The organism is Vibrio sp. HA2012 (assembly GCF_002812955.1).
Classification (GTDB): Bacteria; Pseudomonadota; Gammaproteobacteria; order Enterobacterales; family Vibrionaceae; genus Vibrio.
This window is the reverse complement of sequence record NZ_PFXK01000004.1, coordinates 127,149-151,926: the sequence shown is the minus strand read 5'-3', so window position 1 is coordinate 151,926 and position 24,778 is coordinate 127,149. Positions and strand designations below refer to the sequence as shown.

At 47.5% G+C, this 24,778-nt stretch carries 23 protein-coding genes; 12 read left to right on the top strand and 11 right to left on the bottom strand.

What is annotated here, in order from left to right; genetic code table 11:
* Positions 1–136: 136 nt before the first annotated feature.
* Together xseA and CSW98_RS09245 are read left to right on the top strand one after the other, a co-directional pair.
* A complete protein-coding gene (gene xseA / locus CSW98_RS09250; RefSeq protein ID WP_100800200.1) occupies positions 137–1,510 on the top strand; it encodes an exodeoxyribonuclease VII large subunit in 1,374 nt (457 codons plus the stop codon).
* A gap of 5 nt (positions 1,511–1,515) precedes the next feature.
* The gene (locus CSW98_RS09245) at positions 1,516–2,136 is read left to right on the top strand and encodes a TRIC cation channel family protein (protein ID WP_100800199.1); all 621 of its coding nucleotides are present in this window, start codon (positions 1,516–1,518) and stop codon (positions 2,134–2,136) included.
* A 73-nt stretch (positions 2,137–2,209) separates the two neighbouring features.
* Here the strand turns inward: CSW98_RS09245 and pncC are convergent, their stop codons facing one another.
* Positions 2,210–2,707 carry a nicotinamide-nucleotide amidase gene (gene pncC / locus CSW98_RS09240; RefSeq protein WP_100800198.1) on the bottom strand — a complete coding sequence of 166 codons (498 nt, stop codon included), beginning with the start codon at positions 2,705–2,707 and terminating at the stop codon, positions 2,210–2,212.
* A 93-nt stretch (positions 2,708–2,800) separates the two neighbouring features.
* On the opposite strand from pncC, the gene mutS reads away from it, so the two are divergent.
* A complete protein-coding gene (gene mutS, locus CSW98_RS09235; RefSeq protein ID WP_100800197.1) occupies positions 2,801–5,374 on the top strand; it encodes a DNA mismatch repair protein MutS in 2,574 nt (857 codons plus the stop codon).
* Between the two features lie 162 nt (positions 5,375–5,536).
* On the opposite strand, the gene acnB is transcribed toward mutS, so the two are convergent.
* The 3 genes from acnB to CSW98_RS09220 all read right to left on the bottom strand — a co-directional run bounded on the left by acnB (position 5,537) and on the right by CSW98_RS09220 (position 9,985).
* Positions 5,537–8,134 carry a bifunctional aconitate hydratase 2/2-methylisocitrate dehydratase gene (acnB, locus tag CSW98_RS09230; protein WP_100800196.1) on the bottom strand — a complete coding sequence of 866 codons (2,598 nt, stop codon included), beginning with the start codon at positions 8,132–8,134 and terminating at the stop codon, positions 5,537–5,539.
* 439 nt (positions 8,135–8,573) lie between these two features.
* Complete coding sequence (locus tag CSW98_RS09225) at positions 8,574–9,533, bottom strand: transposase (RefSeq protein ID WP_100800195.1); 960 nt, start codon at positions 9,531–9,533, stop codon at positions 8,574–8,576.
* 152 nt (positions 9,534–9,685) lie between these two features.
* Positions 9,686–9,985 carry a nucleotidyltransferase family protein gene (locus CSW98_RS09220; RefSeq protein ID WP_100800194.1) on the bottom strand — a complete coding sequence of 100 codons (300 nt, stop codon included), beginning with the start codon at positions 9,983–9,985 and terminating at the stop codon, positions 9,686–9,688.
* A 306-nt stretch (positions 9,986–10,291) separates the two neighbouring features.
* Here CSW98_RS09220 and CSW98_RS09215 point away from each other — a divergent pair, with 306 nt between their 5' ends.
* The 8 genes from CSW98_RS09215 (at position 10,292) to zapD (ending at position 18,677) form a co-directional block, all read left to right on the top strand.
* Positions 10,292–11,458, top strand: a complete 1,167-nt coding sequence (locus CSW98_RS09215; protein WP_100800193.1) for a nucleotide sugar dehydrogenase — start codon at positions 10,292–10,294, stop codon at positions 11,456–11,458.
* A 57-nt stretch (positions 11,459–11,515) separates the two neighbouring features.
* Positions 11,516–12,520, top strand: coding sequence for an NAD-dependent epimerase (locus CSW98_RS09210; protein ID WP_100800402.1), 1,005 nt, complete (start codon positions 11,516–11,518; stop codon positions 12,518–12,520).
* A gap of 378 nt (positions 12,521–12,898) precedes the next feature.
* Complete coding sequence (locus CSW98_RS17790; RefSeq protein WP_100800401.1) at positions 12,899–13,360, top strand: pilin; 462 nt, start codon at positions 12,899–12,901, stop codon at positions 13,358–13,360.
* A 1-nt stretch (position 13,361) separates the two neighbouring features.
* The gene (gene pilB / locus CSW98_RS09200) at positions 13,362–15,059 is read left to right on the top strand and encodes a type IV-A pilus assembly ATPase PilB (RefSeq protein ID WP_100800192.1); all 1,698 of its coding nucleotides are present in this window, start codon (positions 13,362–13,364) and stop codon (positions 15,057–15,059) included.
* 67 nt (positions 15,060–15,126) lie between these two features.
* On the top strand, positions 15,127–16,359 hold the full coding sequence (locus tag CSW98_RS09195; RefSeq protein WP_100800191.1) for a type II secretion system F family protein: 1,233 nt from the start codon (positions 15,127–15,129) through the stop codon (positions 16,357–16,359).
* Between the two features lie 37 nt (positions 16,360–16,396).
* On the top strand, positions 16,397–17,281 hold the full coding sequence (locus CSW98_RS09190; RefSeq protein WP_100800190.1) for a prepilin peptidase: 885 nt from the start codon (positions 16,397–16,399) through the stop codon (positions 17,279–17,281).
* A gap of 5 nt (positions 17,282–17,286) precedes the next feature.
* On the top strand, positions 17,287–17,940 hold the full coding sequence (coaE, locus tag CSW98_RS09185; RefSeq protein WP_100800189.1) for a dephospho-CoA kinase: 654 nt from the start codon (positions 17,287–17,289) through the stop codon (positions 17,938–17,940).
* On the top strand, positions 17,937–18,677 hold the full coding sequence (zapD, locus tag CSW98_RS09180) for a cell division protein ZapD (protein ID WP_100800188.1): 741 nt from the start codon (positions 17,937–17,939) through the stop codon (positions 18,675–18,677). Before coaE ends, zapD begins: the two co-directional genes overlap by 4 nt.
* On the opposite strand, the gene yacG is transcribed toward zapD, so the two are convergent.
* From yacG to CSW98_RS09150, 6 genes are all read right to left on the bottom strand, one after another.
* A complete protein-coding gene (yacG, locus tag CSW98_RS09175) occupies positions 18,674–18,871 on the bottom strand; it encodes a DNA gyrase inhibitor YacG (protein ID WP_100800187.1) in 198 nt (65 codons plus the stop codon). The two genes, zapD and yacG, sit on opposite strands and share 4 nt — an antisense overlap.
* A 193-nt stretch (positions 18,872–19,064) precedes the next feature.
* Positions 19,065–19,418, bottom strand: a complete 354-nt coding sequence (gene rplS, locus CSW98_RS09170) for a 50S ribosomal protein L19 (RefSeq protein WP_100800186.1) — start codon at positions 19,416–19,418, stop codon at positions 19,065–19,067.
* A 40-nt stretch (positions 19,419–19,458) separates the two neighbouring features.
* Positions 19,459–20,211 (bottom strand): tRNA (guanosine(37)-N1)-methyltransferase TrmD, encoded by a 753-nt coding sequence (gene trmD / locus CSW98_RS09165; RefSeq protein WP_100800185.1) that lies wholly within the window; start codon positions 20,209–20,211, stop codon positions 19,459–19,461.
* A 23-nt stretch (positions 20,212–20,234) separates the two neighbouring features.
* Positions 20,235–20,765, bottom strand: coding sequence for a ribosome maturation factor RimM (gene rimM, locus CSW98_RS09160; RefSeq protein WP_443083663.1), 531 nt, complete (start codon positions 20,763–20,765; stop codon positions 20,235–20,237).
* A gap of 47 nt (positions 20,766–20,812) precedes the next feature.
* Entirely contained in the window at positions 20,813–21,061 is a 249-nt protein-coding gene (gene rpsP, locus CSW98_RS09155; protein ID WP_100800183.1) for a 30S ribosomal protein S16, read from the bottom strand.
* Positions 21,062–21,245: 184 nt separating this feature from the next.
* Entirely contained in the window at positions 21,246–22,172 is a 927-nt protein-coding gene (locus CSW98_RS09150) for an AraC family transcriptional regulator (protein WP_100800182.1), read from the bottom strand.
* A 137-nt stretch (positions 22,173–22,309) separates the two neighbouring features.
* Here CSW98_RS09150 and CSW98_RS09145 point away from each other — a divergent pair, with 137 nt between their 5' ends.
* Positions 22,310–23,113, top strand: a complete 804-nt coding sequence (locus CSW98_RS09145) for an alpha/beta hydrolase (RefSeq protein WP_100800181.1) — start codon at positions 22,310–22,312, stop codon at positions 23,111–23,113.
* A gap of 136 nt (positions 23,114–23,249) precedes the next feature.
* Here the strand turns inward: CSW98_RS09145 and lysS are convergent, their stop codons facing one another.
* A complete protein-coding gene (gene lysS / locus CSW98_RS09140) occupies positions 23,250–24,773 on the bottom strand; it encodes a lysine--tRNA ligase (RefSeq protein ID WP_100800180.1) in 1,524 nt (507 codons plus the stop codon).
* Positions 24,774–24,778 lie beyond the last annotated feature (5 nt).

Below are 24,778 nucleotides of genomic sequence, written 5' to 3'. Positions count from 1 at the left end.
TGAATTGATATTGCAGACGCATTATACGCACAAGGCAATCGGTTAGCCACACATTTTTTGCATTTTTATTTGCATTCCCCCCCTTGATATGTATTATATTGCCGCTAATTTCCATACCTATGTCCGGTAACGTTCTGTGCCTGCCTCTAAGAATCCCGCTATATTTACTGTCTCCCGTCTGAACGCGGAAGTTCGTCTATTACTCGAAAACGAAATGGGGATAGTCTGGCTGGTCGGAGAGATCTCCAACTTCTCGGCACCGGTTTCCGGTCACTGGTACTTCTCGTTAAAAGATTCACGGGCGCAGGTGAAATGCGCCATGTTCCGCGGCAATAACCGCCGGGTTACCTTCAAACCCAGCAACGGGAATCAGGTACTGGTTAAAGCACGACTGTCCCTGTATGAACCCCGTGGCGATTATCAGTTGATCATCGAATCCATGCAGCCGGAAGGTGACGGCAGACTGCAGCAGGAATTCGAAAAACTGAAGATGAAACTGGCGGCGGAAGGTCTGTTTGCTCAGTCTATCAAGAAACCATTGCCGGAACATCCGACTCGCATCGGCGTGATCACCTCCAAAACTGGGGCTGCTCTGCACGATATTTTGCACGTACTGAAACGCCGGGATCCCAGCCTGCCGGTAGTCATTTATCCGACCCTTGTACAGGGAGAAGATGCTGCAATCAAAATTGCTCAGGCCATAGGCCGGGCAAACAGCCGCAACGAATGTGATGTACTGATTGTCGGCCGGGGCGGTGGCTCGCTGGAAGATCTATGGTGTTTTAATCACGAAATTGTCGCCCGCACTATTGCAGCCAGTGACATTCCGGTTATCAGTGCTGTGGGACATGAAATCGATGTCACCATTGCAGATTTTGTTGCCGATGTGCGCGCACCGACCCCGTCAGCGGCAGCCGAACTGGTCAGCCGGGATCAGACCCATAAAACCCAGTCACTGAGTACGCAGCATGCCACCTTACGTCGAGCCATGCAGTCCTACCTTACCCGTACTCAGAGCGAACTGAAAATGCTGCAGTACCGTCTGGAAAAACAGCATCCGAATTACCGTCTGCAACGGCAGAGCCAGCAACTGGACGAACTGGAATCGCGTTTAACTGCGGCTGTCCGGCGCAGCATCTCAAACCGGCAACGTCATGTGGAAAAACTCAGTTACCGGCTGGAACTGCACTCGCCAGTACAATCCATTACCCGGCAGAAATATGCACTGGCCAGAGCCCGGCAACGCCTGCTGGACGCAATGGATCGACAACTGCTGGCAAACCGGCATCATCTGGCGATAACAGCCGAAAAGCTGGATACCGTCAGTCCACTGGCGACATTGCAACGCGGTTATTCTATCACCCGCAACGACCAGAAGCAGGTGATCCGCCATGCTGCAGATGTCCGGCCCGGAACCCGACTGATTACGACACTTGCTGACGGCGAAATTCACTCTGTCGTCGAATCGGCCAGCTCTCAAACAACCCTATTATCTGATACTGATCATTAACCTGTATGAATACATCACTGCTCTATTTTATTGATATGTTTGGTACTGCCATCTTTGCTATCTCTGGCGTATTGCTGGCCGGACGGTTAAAGATGGATCCTTTTGGTGTGATGGTACTCGGAAGTGTTACCGCTATCGGTGGCGGCACTATGCGCGATATGGCTCTGGGAGCCACACCGGTATTCTGGATCCGTAATCCAGCCTATATATGGGTTATTCTGTTTACCTGCCTGCTGACCATATGGCTGGTACGCCGCCCGAGACGCCTGCCCTGGTATGTCCTGCCGGTCTGCGATGCTATCGGACTGGCAGCCTTTGTCGGTATCGGCGTGGAAAAATCCCTGATGTATCAGGATTCGTATCTGGTCGCCGTTATTATGGGCGTACTGACCGGCTGTGGTGGCGGCATTATCCGCGATATACTGGCACGGGAAATTCCTATGGTTCTGCGCAGTGAAGTGTATGCCACAGCCTGTATTATCGGCGGCACCTTCCATATCAGTGCTCTGGCACTGGGATACGATAATGCAACAGCACTGCTGTCCGGCATAGTGTCTACACTGGTGATCCGACTGGGCGCGATAAAATGGCACCTGTCGCTACCGACTTTTGCGATTGACCGATAAGCCAAACAGCCTCACCAGAGAGGTGAGGCAAACTGCCCGGCAGTATTTATGCCTGTCAGCATTCGATATCCGTTTAAGAGGAAAACAACGACTCCTCCAGCAGTTCATTGACCCCGAGAAGAGCGGTAATACATGCCTGTTTTCGTACCGCTTCCCGGTCTCCGTTAAACTGATGCACCTGCTGCACTTTTTGATCGCCTTTCTGCCAGGCAAACCAGACTGTCCCTACAGGCTTTTCCTCGCTACCGCCGTCCGGCCCGGCAATACCACTGACCGCAACAGAAATAGTACCACCAGAATACAACAGAGCCCCCTGCGCCATCTGCTCGACCACCTGTTCACTGACTGCCCCCCACTTATCCAGTGTATCTGCGCGTACACCAAGCATCTCCATCTTGGCAGCATTACTGTAAGTAACGAACGCCCGGTCAAACCATGCGGAACTACCGGCTATATCGGTTACCGCACTGGCAATACCACCACCGGTACAGGATTCAGCCGTTACCAGTGTTTCGCCTGTTGCTTGTAATAACTGCCCGGTTATCTGACTTAATTGTTTTAACTGTTCCATTATTTTTAGCCTTTTCAACCCTATGCACCTTCACCTTATTCACGTATCCTAAGCCGCTATTACACAGAGATAAAGTCATAAAAGGTTTCCGCCGTGAAAAGCACTTCCAAGCATACGCCCATGATGCAGCAATATCTGACCCTGAAAGCAGAAAACCCCGATATTCTGCTGTTTTACCGTATGGGAGATTTTTACGAGCTGTTTTATGACGATGCCAAACGCGCCTCTCAGTTGCTGGATATTTCCCTGACCAAACGTGGTGCATCTGCCGGAGAGCCCATTCCGATGGCAGGTGTCCCTTTTCATGCCGTTGAAGGCTATCTGGCAAAACTGGTACAATTGGGCGAATCGGTCGCTATTTGTGAACAGATCGGCGATCCAGCCACCAGTAAAGGACCGGTAGAACGCAAAGTCGTACGTATTGTCACTCCGGGGACAGTCACCGATGAAGCTTTGTTGTCAGAACGTACCGATAACCTGATCGCTGCAATTTATCAGTCAGAGAAAGGCCTCTTCGGTTATGCCACTCTGGACATAACTTCCGGACGTTTCCAGCTGTGTGAGCCGGAAAGCGAAGAAGCTATGCAGGCAGAACTTCAACGCACTTCCCCGCGCGAATTGCTGTTCCCGGAAGATTTTGCGGCGGTGCATCTGATGTCCAGCCGCAACGGTAATCGTCGCCGTCCGGTATGGGAGTTCGAACCGGATACCGCTCGTCAACAGTTGAATCAGCAGTTCGGTACCCGGGATCTGGTCGGCTTCGGCGTGGAAAATGCGACGCTTGGCCTGTGTGCAGCAGGATGTCTTATCCAATATGTCAAAGATACCCAGCGTACCGCCCTGCCGCATATCCGTTCTCTGACCTTCGATCGACAGGATCACTCCGTTATTCTGGACGCAGCCACCCGACGCAATCTGGAGCTGACCCAGAACCTGTCTGGTGGCACAGAGAATACGCTGGCAGAGGTGCTGGATCACTGTGCAACTCCGATGGGCAGCCGGATGCTAAAACGCTGGCTCCACCAGCCGATGCGCTGCCGGGACACCCTGAATCAGCGTCTGGATGCGATTAGCGAATTAAAAGAACAGGCTCTATTTACTGAACTTCAGCCTGTATTAAAGCAGATCGGCGATATCGAACGTATCCTTGCCCGTCTGGCACTTCGTTCTGCCCGTCCGAGAGACATGGCACGTTTGCGTCATGCAATGCAGCAGCTACCAGAACTGGCAGACACTCTGCAACCACTTACCAATACCTATCTACAGAAGCTGACACAATACGCCGCTCCGATGAGTAACCTGTGTGAACTGCTGGAAACCGCAATCAAAGAGAACCCTCCAGTCGTGATCCGCGATGGTGGTGTTATCGCTGATGGCTACAGTGCCGAACTGGATGAATGGCGCAAACTGGCTAACGGGGCAACAGAATATCTGGAACAACTGGAAGCAGAGGAACGGGACAGGCACGGTATCGATACCCTGAAAGTCGGTTATAACAATGTGCACGGTTTTTATATTCAGGTTAGCCGCGGACAGAGCCATCTGGTGCCTCCGCATTATGTGCGCCGTCAGACCCTGAAAAATGCCGAACGCTATATTATTCCGGAACTGAAAGAACACGAAGATAAAGTCCTTAACTCAAAATCCAAAGCACTGGCGCTGGAAAAGCAGCTGTGGGAACAATTGTTTGATCTGCTACTGCCACATCTGGAACAAATGCAGAATCTGGCTTCTTCAGTATCACAACTGGACGTATTACAGAACCTGGCCGAACGAGCTGACACACTGGACTATTGTCGTCCCGTCCTGACAGAAGAAGTGGGTATTCACATACAGAATGGCCGTCACCCAGTAGTAGAACAAGTGATGGACGAACCTTTTATCGCCAATCCGATAGTGCTGAATCCTCAGAGAAAAATGCTGATCATCACCGGTCCGAACATGGGCGGTAAATCCACCTATATGCGTCAGACAGCCTTAATTGCCCTGCTGGCACATATCGGCTCTTATGTTCCGGCAGAAGCGGCCACCATTGGCTCTGTTGACCGTATTTTTACCAGAATCGGTGCTTCGGACGATCTGGCTTCTGGTCGTTCTACCTTTATGGTTGAGATGACCGAAACTGCCAATATTCTGCATAATGCCACACCGCATTCACTGGTTCTTATGGATGAAATCGGCCGGGGAACCAGCACCTACGATGGTCTGTCTCTGGCGTGGGCGAGTGCCGAATGGTTGGCAAATCAGATAGGAGCGATGACCCTGTTCGCCACTCACTATTTCGAGCTGACCGAACTGCCAAATCAATTATCTCATCTGGCAAACGTTCACTTGGATGCAGTAGAACACGGCGACAGCATCGCCTTTATGCATGCGGTGCAGGAAGGTGCAGCCAGCAAGTCTTACGGTCTGGCCGTAGCCGGACTGGCCGGTGTTCCGAAACCTGTGATAAAAAATGCCCGCGCCAAACTTCGGCAACTGGAGCAAACCGGTCAGGCTGAAGGCCAGACAAACGCCGTAAAACCAAATGTTGATATCGCCAACCAGCTCAGTCTGATCCCGGAACCAAGTGAGGTAGAAGAAACCCTGAGCAGTATCGACCCGGATAACCTGACCCCAAGACAAGCACTGGATGAACTGTACCGACTGAAACAACTTCTAAAGTAATACGTTAATAGCGTTAATAGAACAGGCACCTTTATCTTAATGGACAGACATTATCTTAATGGGACAGACATCATAATACCCCGGATAATTTTTCTGATAACATTTAAAAAGCCCTTGAATCATCAAGGGCTTATATTTAGACAAAAATAAGTAAATAAAGGCTCACACCGGTTCCTGAATAATCACTTGATCCGCTTTACTCATGTACTGTTCCATCTTATGGAAGTTCAGATAACGATAGGTATCCTTTGCGGTGGCATCGATCTGTCTGGCATATTCAAAGTACTCTTCCTTAGTAGGAATATGACCAAGGATCGCACCCACAGCAGCCAGTTCAGCAGAAGCCAGATACACATTCGCTCCGGTCCCCAGACGGTTCGGGAAGTTACGGGTCGATGTGGAAATCACTGTCGCACCGTCTGCTACACGAGCCTGGTTACCCATACAAAGTGAACATCCCGGGGTTTCAATACGTACCCCAGCACGACCGTAAATGCCGTAGTAACCTTCTTCTATCAATTGATCACGATCCATTTTAGTCGGCGGAGCGACCCACATGCGAGTTTTCAACTGAGCATTCTGTTTATCCAGCAATTTACCAGCCGCACGGAAGTGACCGATATTCGTCATACAAGAACCAATAAACACCTCATCAATGCCTGTCCCCTGAACATCAGACAACAGACGTGCATCATCAGGGTCATTCGGCACACACAGAATTGGCTCTTTAATCTCAGCCAGATCAATTTCAATGACATGAGCGTAATCAGCATCAGTATCTGCAGTCATCAGAGTCGGGCTATCCAGCCATTCCTGCATTGCTTTAACACGACGTTCAATCGTACGGCGATCACCATAACCTTCAGAGATCATCCACTTCAGCATAGTGATGTTTGACTTCAGGTACTCTTCAATCGATTCCTGAGATAGCTTCACCGTACAACCAGCGGCACTACGCTCGGCAGACGCATCAGATAGTTCGAACGCCTGCTCAACAGTCAGGTGCTCAACGCCTTCAATTTCCAGAATACGCCCAGAAAATTCGTTAATTTTACCTGCTTTTTCAACAGTCAACAGACCTTGTTTGATACCATAATAAGGAATAGCATGAACCAGATCACGCAGAGTGATACCTGACTGCATTTCACCTTTAAAACGCACCAGAATCGACTCAGGCATATCCAATGGCATAACCCCCGTCGCAGCAGCAAACGCTACCAGACCAGAACCTGCTGGAAAAGAAACGCCCAGAGGGAAACGGGTATGCGAGTCCCCCCCCGTGCCGACAGTATCTGGCAGCAACATGCGGTTCAACCATGAGTGGATAACACCATCCCCCGGACGCAGTGATACTCCGCCACGGTTCATAATGAAATCAGGCAGAGTATGGTGAGTATTTACATCAACAGGCTTAGGATAAGCTGAGGTATGGCAGAAAGACTGCATCACCAGATCCGCAGAGAAGCCAAGACACGCCAGATCTTTTAGCTCATCACGCGTCATTGGGCCGGTTGTATCCTGAGAGCCCACTGTTGTCATTTTAGGCTCACAGTAAGTACCCGGACGTACGCCGGCAACACCACATGCTTTACCAACCATCTTCTGAGCCAGCGTAAAACCTTTACCGGTATCTTCAGCAGCAACCGGACGGCGGAATACGTCTGAAGCATCCAGGCCAAGAGCTTCTCGGGCACGCTCAGTCAAACCACGGCCAACAATCAGTGGGATACGCCCACCAGCTCGGACTTCATCAATCAGAACGTCTGTTTTCAGAGAAAACTCAGCCAGCACTTCACCCGTTTCGTGATTAGTTACTTTGCCTTCGTATGGATAGACGTCAATCACATCCCCCATGCTCAGCTTAGACACATCAACTTCGATCGGCAGCGCACCAGCATCTTCCATAGTATTAAAGAAGATTGGGGCGATCTTACCGCCCAGAACATAACCACCAGCACGTTTATTCGGTACATGAGGAATGTCATCCCCCATAAACCATAGCACAGAGTTAGTAGCAGATTTACGTGAGGAACCAGTCCCTACAACGTCACCGACATACACCAGTTGATGACCTTTTTCTTTCAGTTTATCAATGAGTTTAACCGGACCAATCACACCTGGTTGTTCCGGTTCAATGCCATCACGTGCATTTTTCAGCATCGCCAGTGCATGCAGAGGGATATCTGGACGAGACCACGCATCCTGAGCAGGAGACAGGTCATCGGTATTGGTTTCACCAGTAACCTTAAAGACTGTCAGTGTTACTTTTTCCTGCAACTGAGGCTTAGACAGGAACCACTCCGCATCGGCCCATGATTGCATTACGGCTTGCGCATATTCATTACCCACTTTCGCTTTTTCTTCTACATCGTAGAAAGCATCAAACATCAGCAGAGTATGCGACAGAGCTTTAACTGCAATCGGTGCCAATTCCGCATCATCCAGCAGAGCAACCAATGGTTCAATATTATATCCTCCCTGCATAGTACCCAGTAGTTCAGCCGCTTTTTCACGACAGACCAGCGGAGAAGTAGCTTCACCTTTTGTAACAGCAGTCAGGAATCCGGCTTTGACATAAGCCGCTTCATCCACTCCTGGTGGGATACGATTTTCCAGCAGGTCGAGAATAAATGCTTCTTCACCCTGCGGAGGATTTTTCAGTAATTCGACAAGAGATGCAGTCTGATCTGCATCCAGTGGTTTAGGGACTACATTCTCATTAGCACGCTCTTCGACGTGTTTACGGTAGGCTTCAAGCACGACATATTCCTCATCATTATGGCCAGATTTCAAAAACGAAAACCGACTTCCCTGGAAAATATAATTTCATCATCACGGTTATCGTCCTGATAAATGTAGCCGTGAATCTGATGTTATTGTGCTTGGAGAATAGCAAATTTATCTATAAATGAAAATCTGCTCTCAGTTTCCTTTCTGAGGACAGGCACCTTGATAGGTAAATATGAATCAACTTTTTCTTCTCTCATAAGGACAGGCATCTAAAGAATAGGAGCTATTCATGAGGAAATCATTTTCTCATGAAACTCAACATATTCAGACAAACTATAATATACGACAAGCTGTAAGGAACCAGTTGTTTTTCTTCGTTAAAAAGGGAGAATATGGGTATATATTGAGAAAAGATACACCTTAATACATACAAAATTAAGCAGTAAGATGTACTATAGATGATGAGAAATTAACCGAACTGATAACCGCATACTCTCTTTCTGCGGAATTGTGATCTGGCTGCTTTAAGACTCCCACCATGACCAATAAGTAATGCTCGTTTTCTCTCCAGTCCGGAACATATCTGCAGCCATTCCCCGTCGGTAACATTCAGCCTTGCCAAAATTGGAGGAAGGTTTTTCCCAATAGCCGATTTACCATCACACAGTACTCTTCCAGTCTGATCTACTAAGGCTATATAATCGAGCAACAGAAAAGGAATCCCCGATAAACCCAGTTTAGTTCTGCTTCCAATAAAAGGATGCAGACACAGAGCTGTAGGCTGGTTATTTTTTAACGCATGAATACGTTCTTTTATGGATGTGTAGTCAGAAGTTTCTGGTGTCTTTGATATACCGGCCCGGATAGGATTCAAATCCACATAAGCCATCGCAGCAAGTAATGCTTTATCATCCAACAGAGCCTGGCTTTTGTAACGGCTTTCCCAGAAATGACCTGTACACTCATCCTCCTGATTAGCCTTAAGAGCTATCTCAAAGTTTAATTCACGCATAAACCAACTCAGGCTAAATAGTCTCTGCCGCCACTGTCCGGCAATTTTTTTGATAATGCAAAGTTCTTGCTTAGACAAAGCTTCATAATTAAGAAAACGTTGAATCAAACCAGATCTGGCATGCAGCATAGACCAGCGTTTAATTACCTCCCTCTCAGTTAATGACTTGGCCTTTTCCTGATTAATATGCACCACAATATGGTAATGATTACTCATCACCGCATATGCACAAATATCAATGCAATAGATGGTAGCAAGTTGCTTGATACGAGTCTCAATCCATTCTCGCCGATGCTCATAATTTTTTTGGGAAACTTCATCATACCCACACAAAAATGTACGTCTGACGCAGCGAGAAACACAGTGGTAATAAGGGGTAGCTTCCAGGCAAATCTGCTGTTTTCTGGCGGTAGTCATAATACATCACCTGTTTAAATAAACAGTGGTTAGTATAATAAGTCCCTGTCAGCCACAACAAGGGCTTCTTTATTACTGTTCGAGAGAACTATTACTTTACTGAAACTGATAAACTTATCTATTTCATAAAGTGCCTGTCCTTATAAAGAGGGCTACACCACCAGAAGACACTCATTTTTCAGCCGAAAGTTATCTCTAAAAAATACAGGTAAATACTTCCAGTCCTGTACCCGAACCGAAATTGGAATATCCGCATTCTGCAGTGCATACAGGAACTCATTCAGGTTATTGACTTCTCCCTCAGGAGTAAACAGCATCAGATTAAGATCAGATGTATCCAGTGCCGTTCCCTGAATCCGGCTACCGTATACCCATAACTCTGTCCCTTTTACCAGATATTTCTGCGCCAATTCAGCCACTACCAAACGTTCATTTTCTCTTAACTCAATCATAGTTACCTCTATACGTCGTCTGCTAATCTTTGAGTCCAGAACAAGTTAACCACAATCAGGGGCCACAGAAAGAAACAGCGTTGGAATTATCGAGGGAGTTCAAATCAGGCAGGCAGGGCTTAGTGACAAATTACTCACGATGTCTCAAAAATGAGTCACCCTAAAACAATCCAAATATTAGCCACTTGGATGTAGGGTATAAGTGCAGTACCATAACAACCATAGCCCTTGCGCTTTGCTTACGGCATTGTTATCACCTGTGATCAGGGCATCATCACAACATATCAGACAAAAAGAGTCTCAATAATGAAAATTGCAATTGCCGGAACCGGCTACGTTGGCTTATCTAATGCTGTTCTGCTGGCACAACACCACGAAGTGTATGCCGTAGATATTATCGAAGAAAAAGTAAACCTTATTAACAATAAACAATCCCCTATTGTCGATGCAGAGATTGAAGATTTTCTGGCAAACAAACCGCTGAATTTGACAGCAACTCTGGATAAACAGCAAGCTTATAAAGATGCGAAATTTGTGATTATCGCCACACCGACCGATTACGATGTAAAAACCAACTACTTTAATACCAGCTCAGTGGAAGCAGTGATTAAAGATGTAATGGAAATCAACCCGGATGCAGTGATGGTTATCAAATCCACCATTCCTGTAGGTTACACCAAAGGCATTAAAGAGAAGTTCAACTGCAATAATATTATCTTCTCGCCGGAGTTCCTTCGTGAAGGTAAAGCACTGTATGACAATCTGCACCCTTCACGTATTATCGTAGGTGAAACTAGCGACAGAGCGAAAACATTTGCCAGCCTGCTGGTTGAAGGTGCCCAAAAAGAAAATATCGATGTTCTGTTTACTGATTCTACCGAAGCGGAAGCCGTAAAATTGTTCTCGAACACCTACCTTGCTCTTCGAGTAGCCTATTTTAACGAACTGGACTCCTACGCAGAAGCACACGGTTTGAATGCCCGCCAAATTATCGAAGGTGTGGGGCTGGATCCGCGTATTGGTTCTCACTACAACAATCCGTCATTCGGCTACGGTGGTTACTGTCTGCCAAAAGACACCAAACAGCTTCGCGCCAACTATGAGAATGTACCGAACAACATCATCGGAGCAATTGTCGATGCGAACACCACTCGTAAAGACTTTGTGGCAGACTCAATCCTGAGCCGTCATCCCAAGCGTGTCGGTGTCTACCGCCTGATCATGAAGTCCGGCTCTGATAACTTCCGTGCCTCTTCAATTCAAGGCATTATGAAACGAATCAAAGCTAAGGGTGTCGAAGTAGTGGTATACGAACCAGTACTGAAAGAAGACGATTTCTTCAACTCAAAAGTATATCGGGATCTGGAAGAATTTAAGGATGCATGTGATGTAATTGTTTCCAATCGCATGGCTGAAGAGCTACAAGATGTTGCAGATAAAGTGTATACACGCGACCTATTCGGTAATGACTGATCGAAAATAAGAGTCAGGATACTAATGCAGCATATCTAACATACTATGAGAGATAATATGAAATATCTGGTAACCGGCGCCGCCGGATTTATTGGTAGTGCGGTCGTAGAAAAACTGACCGCAAAAGGTGAAACCGTAGTCGGTATCGACAATCTAAACGACTACTATGATGTTGCCTTAAAAGAAGCCCGCCTAAAGCGCATCGAGCACCCGGATTTTCGATTTATCAGACTGGACATTGCAGACCGCAATGCTGTGGCAGACCTATTTGCTACAGAGCAGTTTGACCGTGTTATCCACCTGGCTGCTCAGGCTGGGGTTCGCTACTCACTGGAAAACCCGCATGCCTATGCTGACTCAAATCTGGTCGGACACCTGAATATTCTGGAAGGCTGCCGTCAGGAAAAAGTTCAGCACCTTGTGTATGCCTCTTCCAGTTCAGTCTACGGCCTTAATGCCAAAGTTCCTTTTTCTACAGCCGACTCCGTTGATCATCCAGTGTCTTTGTATGCAGCCACCAAGAAATCCAACGAACTGATGGCACACAGCTATTCACATCTGTACGATATTCCAACCAGCGGTCTGCGCTTTTTCACCGTTTACGGCTCATGGGGACGTCCGGATATGGCTCCGTTTATCTTCACCAAGAAAATACTGAATGGTGACACAATAGATATCAACAATAACGGCGATATGTGGCGTGATTTCACCCATGTGGATGATATCGTTGAAGGCGTGGTTCGAGTTGCCGATGTACTCCCACAGAGAGACAGCTCATGGACAGTAGAAAAAGGCACCCCGGCAGGAAGCTCTGCTCCTTATGCGATATACAATATTGGCCACGGTTCCCCTATCAATCTGATGGATTTTGTAAAAGCCATTGAAGATGAACTGGGCATAGAAGCAAAGAAAAACTTCCGGGAAATGCAGCCGGGTGATGTATACCAAACCTACGCCGACACCGAAGATCTGTTCAAAGTCACCGGCTATCAGCCCAAAGTGAGCGTAAAAGAAGGTGTGGCGGAGTTTGTCAACTGGTACAGACAGTTTTACTCAAAGTAAATAAACATTCCCTTTCAGCCCCAGAACGATAGTATCCCGGAGCTGTATAGCAACATTGAAAATAGCCGGAATTATTTCGGCTATTCTTCATCAACCTCCATAATACCACGACCATAACCAACAGCATGGCAATAAGTTCCCAGCTATACTTTTAGCCTTTCTTAAGACGTCTGTCCTTTTAATATTTTAAGGTGTCTGTCCTTTCAATAATTCTCCAGCAACATTATGTTGTTCAAATTCTGTCGCAAATTTCCAGCGTCATCATGCAACAGGGCTGATTTTACTACTACTTCTCTCGCGATCTTTCTTTCTGCTGGTTTTTTATCCACAACGATTTTCCTACTCTGGGTAAGTCAAATCACCCGACCAGCAGAGATAATATATATGCAGAGACACGAAAAACAGCAGGGGTTTTCCCTGATTGAACTGATGATTGTAGTTGCGGTTATCGGCGTGTTGACGTCAATTGCCGTACCGCAATACCAGAGTTATGTAAAAAAATCAGAACTGGGCTCAGCCTTAGCGACAATTACTGCCCTGAAGGTGCATATTGAAGACAGCATTGCCAGCAGAGGCATCTTTCCGACCATTGCCAGTACAGCAATGGCATCTGAATTAGGTGCATCCACGACTGTATTAGGCACCCTATCCACGCAACAGCACAGTTCCATCAGACAAGCAGGACAGATCCAAATCCTGCTGGCTGCCGACACCCAGTTGGGCGGGAACATTCTGGCTCTGGAACGATCAGACAGTGGAGGATGGCGCTGTCTGACGGATATTCCTGTGACAGAGAAAAAAGCCTTTCCTAAAGGATGCGAAACCGGAACGGTGCTCTAGCATGCAACCGTATACCAGCCTCGCCATCATCCTGCATCAGGCCGGACTCATTAGCCAGGATCAGGAACAAGCGATACTCAACCGGGTTAAGCAAGAAAAACAACCGGTTCCGGCTGCCGTGCTCGCGCTGGGGATAATGACACCAAATACACTCAGCGAACATATCAGCCAGATTTTCCATATGCCACTAACCGAACCAGAACAGTTTGACTATACGAACGTTTGTCGGAAATTAGGGCTTGGGGAACTTGTGCTGCAGCATATGGCTCTTCCAGTCAAGCTTTCAGACACGACAGTGACGATTGCTGTCTGCGATCCGGCCAATCCCCAAACCGAAGCAGATTTTTGCTTTGCCACTGGCTTAGCAGCGGAACTAGTGCTGACGGATGTTAAAACACTGTCTGCTGCTATTCGCCGACTGTACGGCAAACAGACTCCCCATCCCCCGGAACACAGTGGAAAAACAATCAGTGAAGATGAACTCGCCAATCTGGTTGACGTTTCTGCAGATGAGGCTGAAGTCAGCGAAGATCTGAGCCAGGATAATGCCCCCGTTAGCCGCTTTATCCACCAGATATTACTGGATGCTGTACGCCGGGGAGCATCCGATATCCATTTCGAACCGTATGAAGATCGCTACCGTATCCGTCTGCGCTGCGATGGTATATTGGTGGAAACACAGCAACCAGCCAGCCATCTCGCCCGCCGGCTGACTGCCCGGCTGAAAATTTTGTCCGGACTGGATATTGCAGAACGTCGCCTGCCTCAGGACGGACGACTCAAACTACGTCTGGACAGTGAAACAGCTGTAGATATGCGGGTCTCTACCCTTCCGGCACTTTGGGGAGAAAAGGTGGTTTTACGTCTGTTAGACAGCAGTGTTACTACGCTGAATATCCACACTCTCGGCTACAGCTCGCAGCAGAAAACCCTATACCTGAATGCCCTGAACAGACCGCAGGGCATGATACTGGTAACAGGCCCGACCGGAAGCGGTAAAACCGTTTCACTCTATACCGGGTTGTCTCTGTTAAACACACCTGAACGTAATATATCCACCGCCGAAGATCCGGTCGAAATTAACCTGTCCGGGGTCAATCAGGTACAGATCAGCAGCAAAATCGGTTTTGGCTTTACCGAGGCTCTGCGCACATTCCTGCGTCAGGATCCTGACGTAGTGATGGTCGGAGAAATCCGGGATCCGGACACAGCGGCCATCGCAGTGCAGGCAGCACAAACCGGGCATCTTGTCCTGTCCACCCTACACACTAATTCTGCCGCAGAAACGGTTATTCGTCTGCAGAATATAGGCATTATGCCTTTTAACCTCGCGTCCTCTCTGAGCCTGATTATAGCCCAGCGTCTGGCACGCTGTTTATGCCCACACTGTAAACAACCGGATACGCTGACACCAGTACAGGCCGAAGCGCTGAATATCCATCAGGAAGAACGTCTGTACAGGGCGAATAAATCCGGCTGTGCCGAGTGTACCGGAGGCTACTGCGGACGTACCGGTATTTATGAAGTCATGCCGTTCGATAACCGGCTGGCAGAGGCAGTAATAAAAGGAGCATCGGTTAAGGAGATTGAAACAATAGCCAAAGAACAAGGAATGAAAACACTAAGGGAGTCGGGAATTGATAAATTAAAACTGGGAATAACCAGCTATGAGGAGCTGCAGCGGGTACTGGCGTTGTAAAGAATATACGTGGGAAATATGACTTGTTCGCATACGGTGTATAAAAATGCAATGAGGGGAAAATAGTATGCCGCTATTTCAGAGAACTTCCCCCCGGCTCAGTCACTTTCACTGGAAAGGGATAAACCCAAGCGGACAGCCTGTTGCCGGACAGATGCTGGCGGCCGGGGAAAACGAAGTAAGAGAACAGTTACATTATCAGCAGATCCGGATAATACACATCAGAAAACGGAGACTCTCTTCTGTTACCCGCATCCGGCATAGCGCAACCAGTAAGGATATCACCCGTTTTATCCGACAGTTATCTGTTATGCTTCTGGCTGGAATGCCCCTGATTCAAGCACTGAAACTACTGGAAAATAGTCAGACCAAAGCCGGAATGAAGCAGATCCTGATGCAGATAGTCAGACAGGCCGAAGCCGGTACACCGTTATCGAAGGCCATGTGTAATGCCAGTATATATTTTACCGGTCTGACGGCAGAACTGGTGACCAGCGGAGAACAGTCCGGCAGGCTTGCAGAAGCATTTGATCAACTCGCCACGTACCGGGAAAAAAGCGAAGCCCTGCGAGCCAAGGTTATCAAGGCCATGATCTATCCGGGGATGGTGATGTTGGTCGCCAGCGGTGTTTCATGGTTAATGCTGACACTGGTTATTCCTGAGTTTGAAAGCATGTTTCAAGGCATGGGAGCAGAGCTGCCCTGGTTTACACGCCAAGTCTTAACATTATCTGATTGGGTTCAGAATCACAGTCTGATTATACTTATAACTATAGCAAGTACTTACTTATGCATTATGTACCGGCGCAACACATCAGCCGTGTTCCGTCTACAAACCAGCCGCTGGGCATTACGGATCCCCATTATCGGCAACATACTGTCCAGAGCTGCCATTGCCCGCTTCAGCCGGACTCTTTCGGTCAGTTTCAGTGCAGGTATTCCTCTGCTGACCAGCCTGATGAACACCGCCGGATCAGCAGGAAATCAGCATTATGAACAGGCCATTCATCGTGTACACAAAGAAACGGCTTCTGGTGTTCCCATGCATATTGCGATGCGCAACAGCCGGGCATTTCCGGAACTGGTACTGCAGATGATCCGGATCGGGGAGGAATCGGGTAAACTGGACGAAATGCTGAATAACATTGCTGCGGTGTATGAAGCCGAAGTGGATAACTACGTCGATAATCTCGGGAAGATCATCGAGCCGCTGATTATTCTCTTTCTCGGAACCGTTGTTGGCGGACTGGTGATATCAATGTACCTGCCCATCTTTAACTTAATGACAGTATTAGGATAAAATGCACACTACTGCATTTAATTAACTGAGAATCAGAATGGAATCCTTTAACCCGGAAATGTTTAACCAGTTACCCTGGCTGTTTCCCTCTCTGGCCGGAGTCTTCGGCCTGATCGTCGGCAGTTTTCTGAATGTTGTGATCTACCGTCTGCCGATTATGATGGAAAGAGAGTGGAAACGCGACTGCGCTGAAACCTTTCCGGAACTGAATATTCAGACGGACTCAACACCGTTTAACCTGAGCACTCCGGGGTCTCGCTGCCCAAAATGCAACACACCGGTTCGGATCATTGACAACATTCCGCTACTGAGTTGGCTGCTCCTCCGGGGCAAATGCCACCACTGCAAAAACCCGATCAGCATTCGCTATCCACTTATCGAAGCATTAACAGCAATACTGTGTACCACCGTTGCCATAAAACTCGGGTTTAGTTATTACACCCTTGCCCTGCTGTTTTTTACCTTCTATCTGATTACCGCCACCTTTATCGATTTGGACACCATGCTGCTTCCGGATCAACTGACATTACCACTGATGTGGGGTGGAATTGCACTGGCATTGTTTGAGATCTCACCGATATCACTCAGCAGCGCGGTGATCGGAGCCATGAGCGGTTATCTCTGCCTCTGGAGTCTGTACTGGGTATTTAAACTGCTGACGGGTAAAGAGGGGATGGGGTACGGTGATTTCAAACTGCTGGCGGCTCTGGGTGCATGGCTAGGCTGGCAGATATTACCGGTAATTATTCTGCTCTCATCGCTGGTTGGACTGATCTTCGGCATTATTCAGCTAAGGCTGCAAAAACAAGGTATCGACCGCCAGTTTCCCTTCGGCCCTTATCTGGCTATTGCCGGCTGGGTCAGTCTTCTCTGGGGAAATGATATCATTCACTGGTATTTTTCTTCCGTGCTGGGAATCTGAATAAGATGCCACTGATCATCGGCGTAACCGGCGGTATTGCCAGCGGAAAAACCACCGTCGCCAATCTGTTCCGTGACCACTTTGCGATCGATATTATCGATGCGGATATTATCGCACGCGAGGTGGTAGCCCCAGGAACGCCCGGCCTTGACGCTATCCGGACGCATTTCGGAGCAGAAATACTGACCGCCGAAGGCTGCCTTGACAGGCCAAAGCTGCGGCACAAAATTTTCTCCGATAAGATGGCCAAACACTGGCTGAATACGCTGCTGCATCCGCTGATCCGCAGCGAAATGCAGCAAGCTTTAAGCCGAGTGACCAGCCCCTATGCATTATTAGTGGTTCCCTTATTGGTTGAAAACCAGCTACAATCTATGACAAATCGGATCCTGGTGGTCGATGTCAGCGAAACAACGCAGATCACCCGTACCATGCACAGGGATCATGTTTCCCGTGAGCAGGCTGAATCGATTCTTGCAGCACAAGCCAGCCGAAGCGAAAGGCTGAAATATGCTGACGACATCATTATGACTGACGACTATGACCGGCTGTTGCCACAGGTCTCTCAGTTACACAGAAAATATCTGGATCTCAGCCGGACAGGCTGCAATGATATGCAGGCAAACAGCACAGGGAGGACGGAAAGGCCACCGGAATGACAATTCATAAATTTGAACACCCATTAAATGAAAAAGCCCGCATTTATCTCAGAGTGGAATCCCTGCTGAGACAGATGCATCATTCCGCCGACTTTTCTGACAGCCTTCAGTATCAGCAGTTTTTCCGTTCTATTTTTGACCTTCTGGAAATATTCGAGCAAATCCAGCTTAAAGCCGAACTGGCCAAAGATCTGGAAAAGCAACGACTTATGTACAAAAGCTGGCTAAATATTGACGGAGTGGATCAAGAGAAACTGCATTCCATTCTGGGTGAGATTGATACTGTACATAAAAAACTGATGGCCGCTGAACGCTTCGGTAAGTCATTAAAGGAAGACCGTTTTCTGAGTTCAATCCGCCAGCGCTTTAATCTGCCGGGCGGCACCTGCTGTTTTGACCTGCCCGCCCTGCACTACTGGAACCATCTGCCGGTGGAACAGCGCATCCGCAATGCCAAAGGCTGGATGGATACGCTGGAGTCGCTATCCGAATCACTTGCGATATGGCTGAAGCTTTGCCGGGAAACCGGTTATCTGAAACCCCAGATCGCCCGCAACGGTTTTTTCCAGAGCGAAGCCGAAGAAGCCAGCATTCTACGCCTGTCTATTCCCTTGAATTACGGTGTTTTTCCTATGATTTCCGGGCATAAGAACCGCTTTGCCATTAAATTTATGTCGTTTGAAACCGGGCAGGCCTACAGTCAGGATGTAGAATTCGAGCTGGCCGTTTGTTGTTAGCAATCTTCCGACCAACCGTCTGAATCAGACATATCCGGAGCACCCGGAATCGATTTTTCTTCATCAGCCCATTCACCGAAATCGATCATCTGACATTTTTTACTGCAGAACGGACGGTAAGGACTTTCTTCTCCCCATACAACCTTTTGCTGACAAGTTGGACATTTTACGACTGTTTTTTTTGGTGATGACATTGATTAATCCTGTTCTTTATGGCTGAAAGGTGACGCACATAGCTTTTGTTTATCTCTGACTCCATACGCCAGTGCAGGAATAGAGTCCGGGTCTGGATCGATTCAGCATCTTCTATTCTAATGCCTTTCAGCATATAAAAAAACGGGTTCCATTTGGAACCCGTTTCTTACTATGAGAATGCCTGGTTTAGCATTACTTCTTAGCAAGTTTCTCTTTGATACGAGCAGACTTACCAGAACGCTCACGTAGGTAGTACAGCTTGGCACGACGTACTGCACCGCGGCGTTTAACTTCGATGCTATTAACCATTGGAGAGTGAGTTTGGAACGTACGCTCAACACCTTCACCGTTAGAAATTTTACGAACAGTGAAAGCTGAATGTAGACCACGGTTACGTACAGCGATTACAACGCCTTCAAAAGCCTGTAGACGCTCACGGTCACCTTCTTTTACCTTAACCTGTACAACAACAGTGTCACCCGCGCTGAACTTAGGAAGGTCTTGTTTCATTTGCTCTTGCTCAAGAGCTTTGATGATGTTACTCATGTTTCAATTCCTAGAATAAACTGATACTAAATAAAATAGGTTACTTGGCATTCGCACTGCGATGTTCTTTTACGAACTCTGCCAGTAATTGTTCCTGTTCGTCAGTCAGAGCTAGGTTTTCCAGGAGCTCTGGTCTTCTTAGCCAGGTTCGGCCCAGCGATTCTTTTAACCGCCAGCGACGAATATCCTTATGATTGCCGGATTTCAGTACCACAGGTACTTCCTTTCCGTCCAATACTTCCGGACGCGTGTAATGCGGGCAATCCAGCAAGCCATTAGCAAAAGAATCTTCTTCCGCCGAAGCAAAATCACCCAGCACCCCCGGAATAAACCGGGACACCGAGTCGATCAGCGTCATGGCTGGCAGCTCGCCACCCGTCATCACAAAGTCTCCGATTGACCATTCTTCGTCAACCTCAGACTGAATGATGCGCTCATCTACCCCTTCGTAGCGACCACAAATAAGAAGCAAGTTCTCATTGGTTGCCAACTCTTCAACCCCTTTCTGGTCGAGTTTTCGACCTTGTGGGGAAAGGTAAATCACTTTCGTCTTTCCCGGTGAGGCTTCTCTGGCTGCATGGATGGCATCGCGCAAAGGCTGAACCATCATTAACATTCCGGGGCCACCACCGTAAGGTCTGTCATCGACAGTCCGATGTTTGTCGTGCGTAAAATCACGGGGATTCCATGACTCAACCGACAAAAGACCTTTTTTTACCGCCTGACCGGTAACTCCAAAATCGGTAATTGCACGGAACATGTCAGGAAAAAGGCTAATTATGCCAATCCACATCTGTTCTGTATCCTTACCAAGAGTTAAAATCCAGGATCCCAGTCAACTTCGATCCGTTGAGCTTCACGATCAACATGTTTGATCACTTGCTCCTCAAGGTACGGTATCAACCGTTCCTTCTGGCCGAAAGCATCTTTCAGATTCGCTTTCACTACTAAAACATCGTTGGAACCTGTTTCCAGCATGTCGACCACTTCACCAAGGTTATAACCTTTGGTCGTGACCACATTCATTCCGAACAATTCACGCCAGTAAAATTCATCTTCTGACAGTTCAGGTAGTGAGTCCGGGTTAATCGCAATCTCGAAATTGGTCAAAAGGTTAGCATCTTCACGAAGATCCAGTCCTTCCAGTTTTGCAACCATACCTTTGTTATGGCGCTTCCAGCTTTCTACTTTGTACTCAACCCATGTGCCCTTCTGGTTAATGTACCAGGGGCTGTAATCGAAAATACTTTCAGCGTTGTCTGTATAAGAAATGACTTTAAGCCAGCCACGAATACCGTAAGTAGCACCAAACTTGCCTACAGTAACTTTTTCGTTCTGCTCACTCATCGCCCGGGTTCCTTCTACTGACATACTTATGTGTTTACTGCTAATGATTAAGCCGCTTTTTGAGCGTCTTTAACCAGTTTAGCAACACGGTCAGACAGAGATGCGCCTTCACCAACCCAGTGGTTTACGCGATCCAGATCCAGACGCAGACCTTCTTCCTGACCTTTAGCTGTAGGGTTGAAGAAACCTACTTTCTCGATGTAGCGACCAGTTGCTGCGAAGCGGCTGTCTGCTACTACAACTTGATAAAATGGACGCTTTTTAGCGCCGTGACGTGCCAAACGAATGGTTACCATATCGTCCTCTTTGCTTTCTCAATAATAAAATTAACCCCAAAAACCGCTTCGTCAAAAACAGTCTGGGGTCTCGTGCCAATTTAAAGCCCCGGAATTTTACTCTTATGGTGGGATTTTGCAAGAGGAACGGGGAAACTTTCAGCAATTATCCACGCGGCGTATAGACGAAAACATGTAATAGAAGTCAGCACAGTGTCCCAATATCCCAGTTATCAGCATCAGCCTTCTCCGGATACAAAATTTTCCACTCTTTTCTATACTGCCGTGGTGAAACCCCGACATATTCTTTAAACTTTTTATTAAACTGAGACAGCGAAGTAAACCCGGATTCTAAAGCCACGAGCGTAATTGCCGATGATGAATGAACAAGCAGATTACAAGCCTGCTCTATTTTTATCGTTGTCAGATACTCAACATAGCTCATCCCAAAGAGTTGTCTGAACACCCGAGTAAATGTCGCTACCGATATATTCATTCTGCACGCAATATCTTTCAGCGGCAAAGGGGACAGCTTATTCATCCGGATACAAGCGATAATGTCAGCGCCCGTCTTATCCACCACAAAATCACTTCCCTGTGTCAGGTAATAACGTGGTTTTTTCTGACTGATACTCAGAAAAAATTCTACGAAAGCCAATATGCGTATTTCTCGTGTACAACTGAATATTCTTTTATATCGTTCAGATTCCTCTCTATCCAGATGAAATACAGCACCTCTTCTGAACCAGTTGGTGATGCCTTCCAGGATATTCAGTTCCTGAAGATGCTGCTGCAGCACATGCAGCAGATGTTCCTTACTATGGATATAGTATGACGTAAATTTCTGTCCATCACGAAGAGCAGAAAATGCATGCGGGATATTCGCACCAATCAGCAGCAACTCATTCTCAGACAATTCCCCTTTCATCTCACCGATAACGTAGTTAACTTTTCCCTGAGAAATAAAGACGATTTCACCTTCAGGATGAACATGAACCGGACAGAAAAAAGCATCGCCTGAAAATAGCCTGCAGTTCAGGCTGCGACCTTCCGGTATCAAAAGTTGTTCAAACACAGGCTTTTTCATCGCCATCCACCAGTACAAAGTCAGGAGAAGAAACAAGTGTGCCATGCCATCCGGATTTCCTGTGCGTATCACTTCACACTTATACCGACGTGATTAAATAGCGGTATTTTCTGAGCAGAAACGAAGAGAGCGATTTATCAGTCCATGGTTTTATTGAGGCGTGAGACCAACTGGAGAAAACCATGAAATACTCAATTCTTGCCTTATTGACCATGTCATTTTGTGGCGCAGCTAACGCTTACAAGATGGAAACCATTACTATAGACAGTCAGGCGATAAAAAAAGACCATAAAGCCATCGTCGTTTTACCCGATAGTTATCAGAAAGATTCAGACTATCCGGTTGTTTATGTGTTGCATGGCTGGAGCGGTGATTATAAATCCTGGACAGAGGGAACATCGATTGCACAACAGGCCGACCGACATAACCTGATACTGGTGATGCCAGATGGCAACTATGACAAATGGTATATAGACAGTCCTGTCCTGAAAGGTTCAAATTACCAAAGTTATATAGCCAAAGATGTCGTCAGCTATATTGATAAGCACTATTCGACCAGAGCAGAAAAATCACAGAGAGCCATCACCGGATTAAGTATGGGGGGATATGGTGCCTTGCACATCAGTCTGATGAATCCAGATACTTTTGGCAATGCCGGTAGCATCAGCGGAGGCGTTAACCCTGCGAATTTCCCATACAATTGGGGGCTGGAGAATGTATTGGGCGATCCGGTACAAAACAAAATACTTTGGGAGAAAAAGGCGATAAAATTCAATGCACACAAGTTCCTGTCAGGAATTAACCTCACACTCGACTGCGGTGCCAGTGATTTCTTTATTCAGGATAACCGTGAACTGCATCAGTTACTGAATCAGTATAATATCGCTCATGATTATACTGAACGTCCGGGAGGACACACCTGGGATTACTGGAATAACGCCATCGCCTATCAGATGATCTATTTTGCTGATAAGTTCTCTGAATGATAACTCAGCTTTTTAAATGATAACCATGGGCGTGGCTCCGGAACCGGGAAACAAATAACCCGTCCAAGGAAATGAGCAGCACAAAAAAAGCCACCGCAGTTTGCGGTGGCTCTGTTTTTTTCTTTTATGAACGAAGTTACGCCTGCGGGCGCATAGCCGGGAACAGAATAACGTCGCGGATGGTTTGTGCGTTGGCGAACAGCATGACCAGACGGTCGATACCGATACCCTGACCCGCTGTTGGCGGCAGGCCATGCTCAAGTGCACGGATGTAGTCTGCATCGTAGTACATGGCTTCATCATCACCCGCGTCTTTGGCCTCAACCTGCGCTTTAAAGCGTGCGTCCTGATCTTCCGCATCGTTCAGCTCAGAGAAACCGTTACCCACTTCACGACCACCGATAAAGAACTCAAAGCGGTCAGTGATAAACGGATTGTCGTCATTACGACGCGCCAGAGGTGAAATCTCTGCCGGATATTCAGTAATGAAGGTCGGCTGAAGCAGCTTAGGCTCCGCCGTTTCACCGAAGATCTCTTCCAGCAGTTGACCACGGGTCCAGAACCCTTCGATTTCCATATGTACGGATTGAGCCAGTTTCACCAGATAATCGCGATCCTGCGCTTTAGTATAATCCAGAGCCTGAGCCAGTTCGTTATCAGGATTATACTTCTTGATCGCTTCAATCATACTCATGCGAGGATAAGTACCACCAAAATCAACCGTTTCATCCCCGTAAGGCATCGACGTTGAGCCCAGCACTTCCATAGAAACGGTGCGCAGCATCTCTTCAGTCAGATCCATCAGGTCATTGTAATCTGCATACGCCATATAGAATTCCATCATGGTGAATTCAGGGTTATGACGAGGAGACAGACCTTCGTTACGGAAGTTACGGTTGATTTCGAATACACGCTCAAAACCACCGACAGTCAGACGCTTCAGATACAGCTCCGGAGCCACACGCAGGTACATATCGATACCCAGTGCGTTATGATGCGTGATAAACGGACGTGCGGTCGCACCGCCTGGGATCACGTGCATCATCGGTGTTTCCACTTCAAGGAACTGCTTCGCCGTCATAAAGTTACGGATGGCAGACACCAGCTTAGAGCGGATAATAAAGGCATTACGGGAATCTTCGTTCACGATCAGATCCACATAACGCTGACGGTAACGCATTTCCTGATCGGTCAGGCCGTGGAATTTTTCCGGCAGCGGACGCAATGCCTTAGTCAGCAGTACGTACTCTTCCATATTGACATACAGATCGCCTTTACCGGATTTGTGCAGCGCACCTTTCACACCGATGATGTCACCAATATCCAGACCGTGATATTTCTCTTTCAGTTCTTTCTGTACATCTTTAGCAGCATAAGCTTGAATACGACCGGATACTTCCTGAATCACCAGGAACGGGCCGCGTTTTGCCATGATACGACCGGCAATAGCAACAGTATGATTCAGCTCTTCCAGCTCTTCTTTGGTTTTTTCCCAAAATTCAGCCTGAAGATCGCCCGCCAGACTGTCACGACGGAAATCATTAGGGTGACCGTTCGCCTTACAGCTTTTACGGATATGATCAAGTTTCGCACGGCGCTCGGCAATCAGTTTGTTCTCTTCCTGAGCGTTGATTTCTGGTTGTTGAACCTGTTCAGTCATTTTGT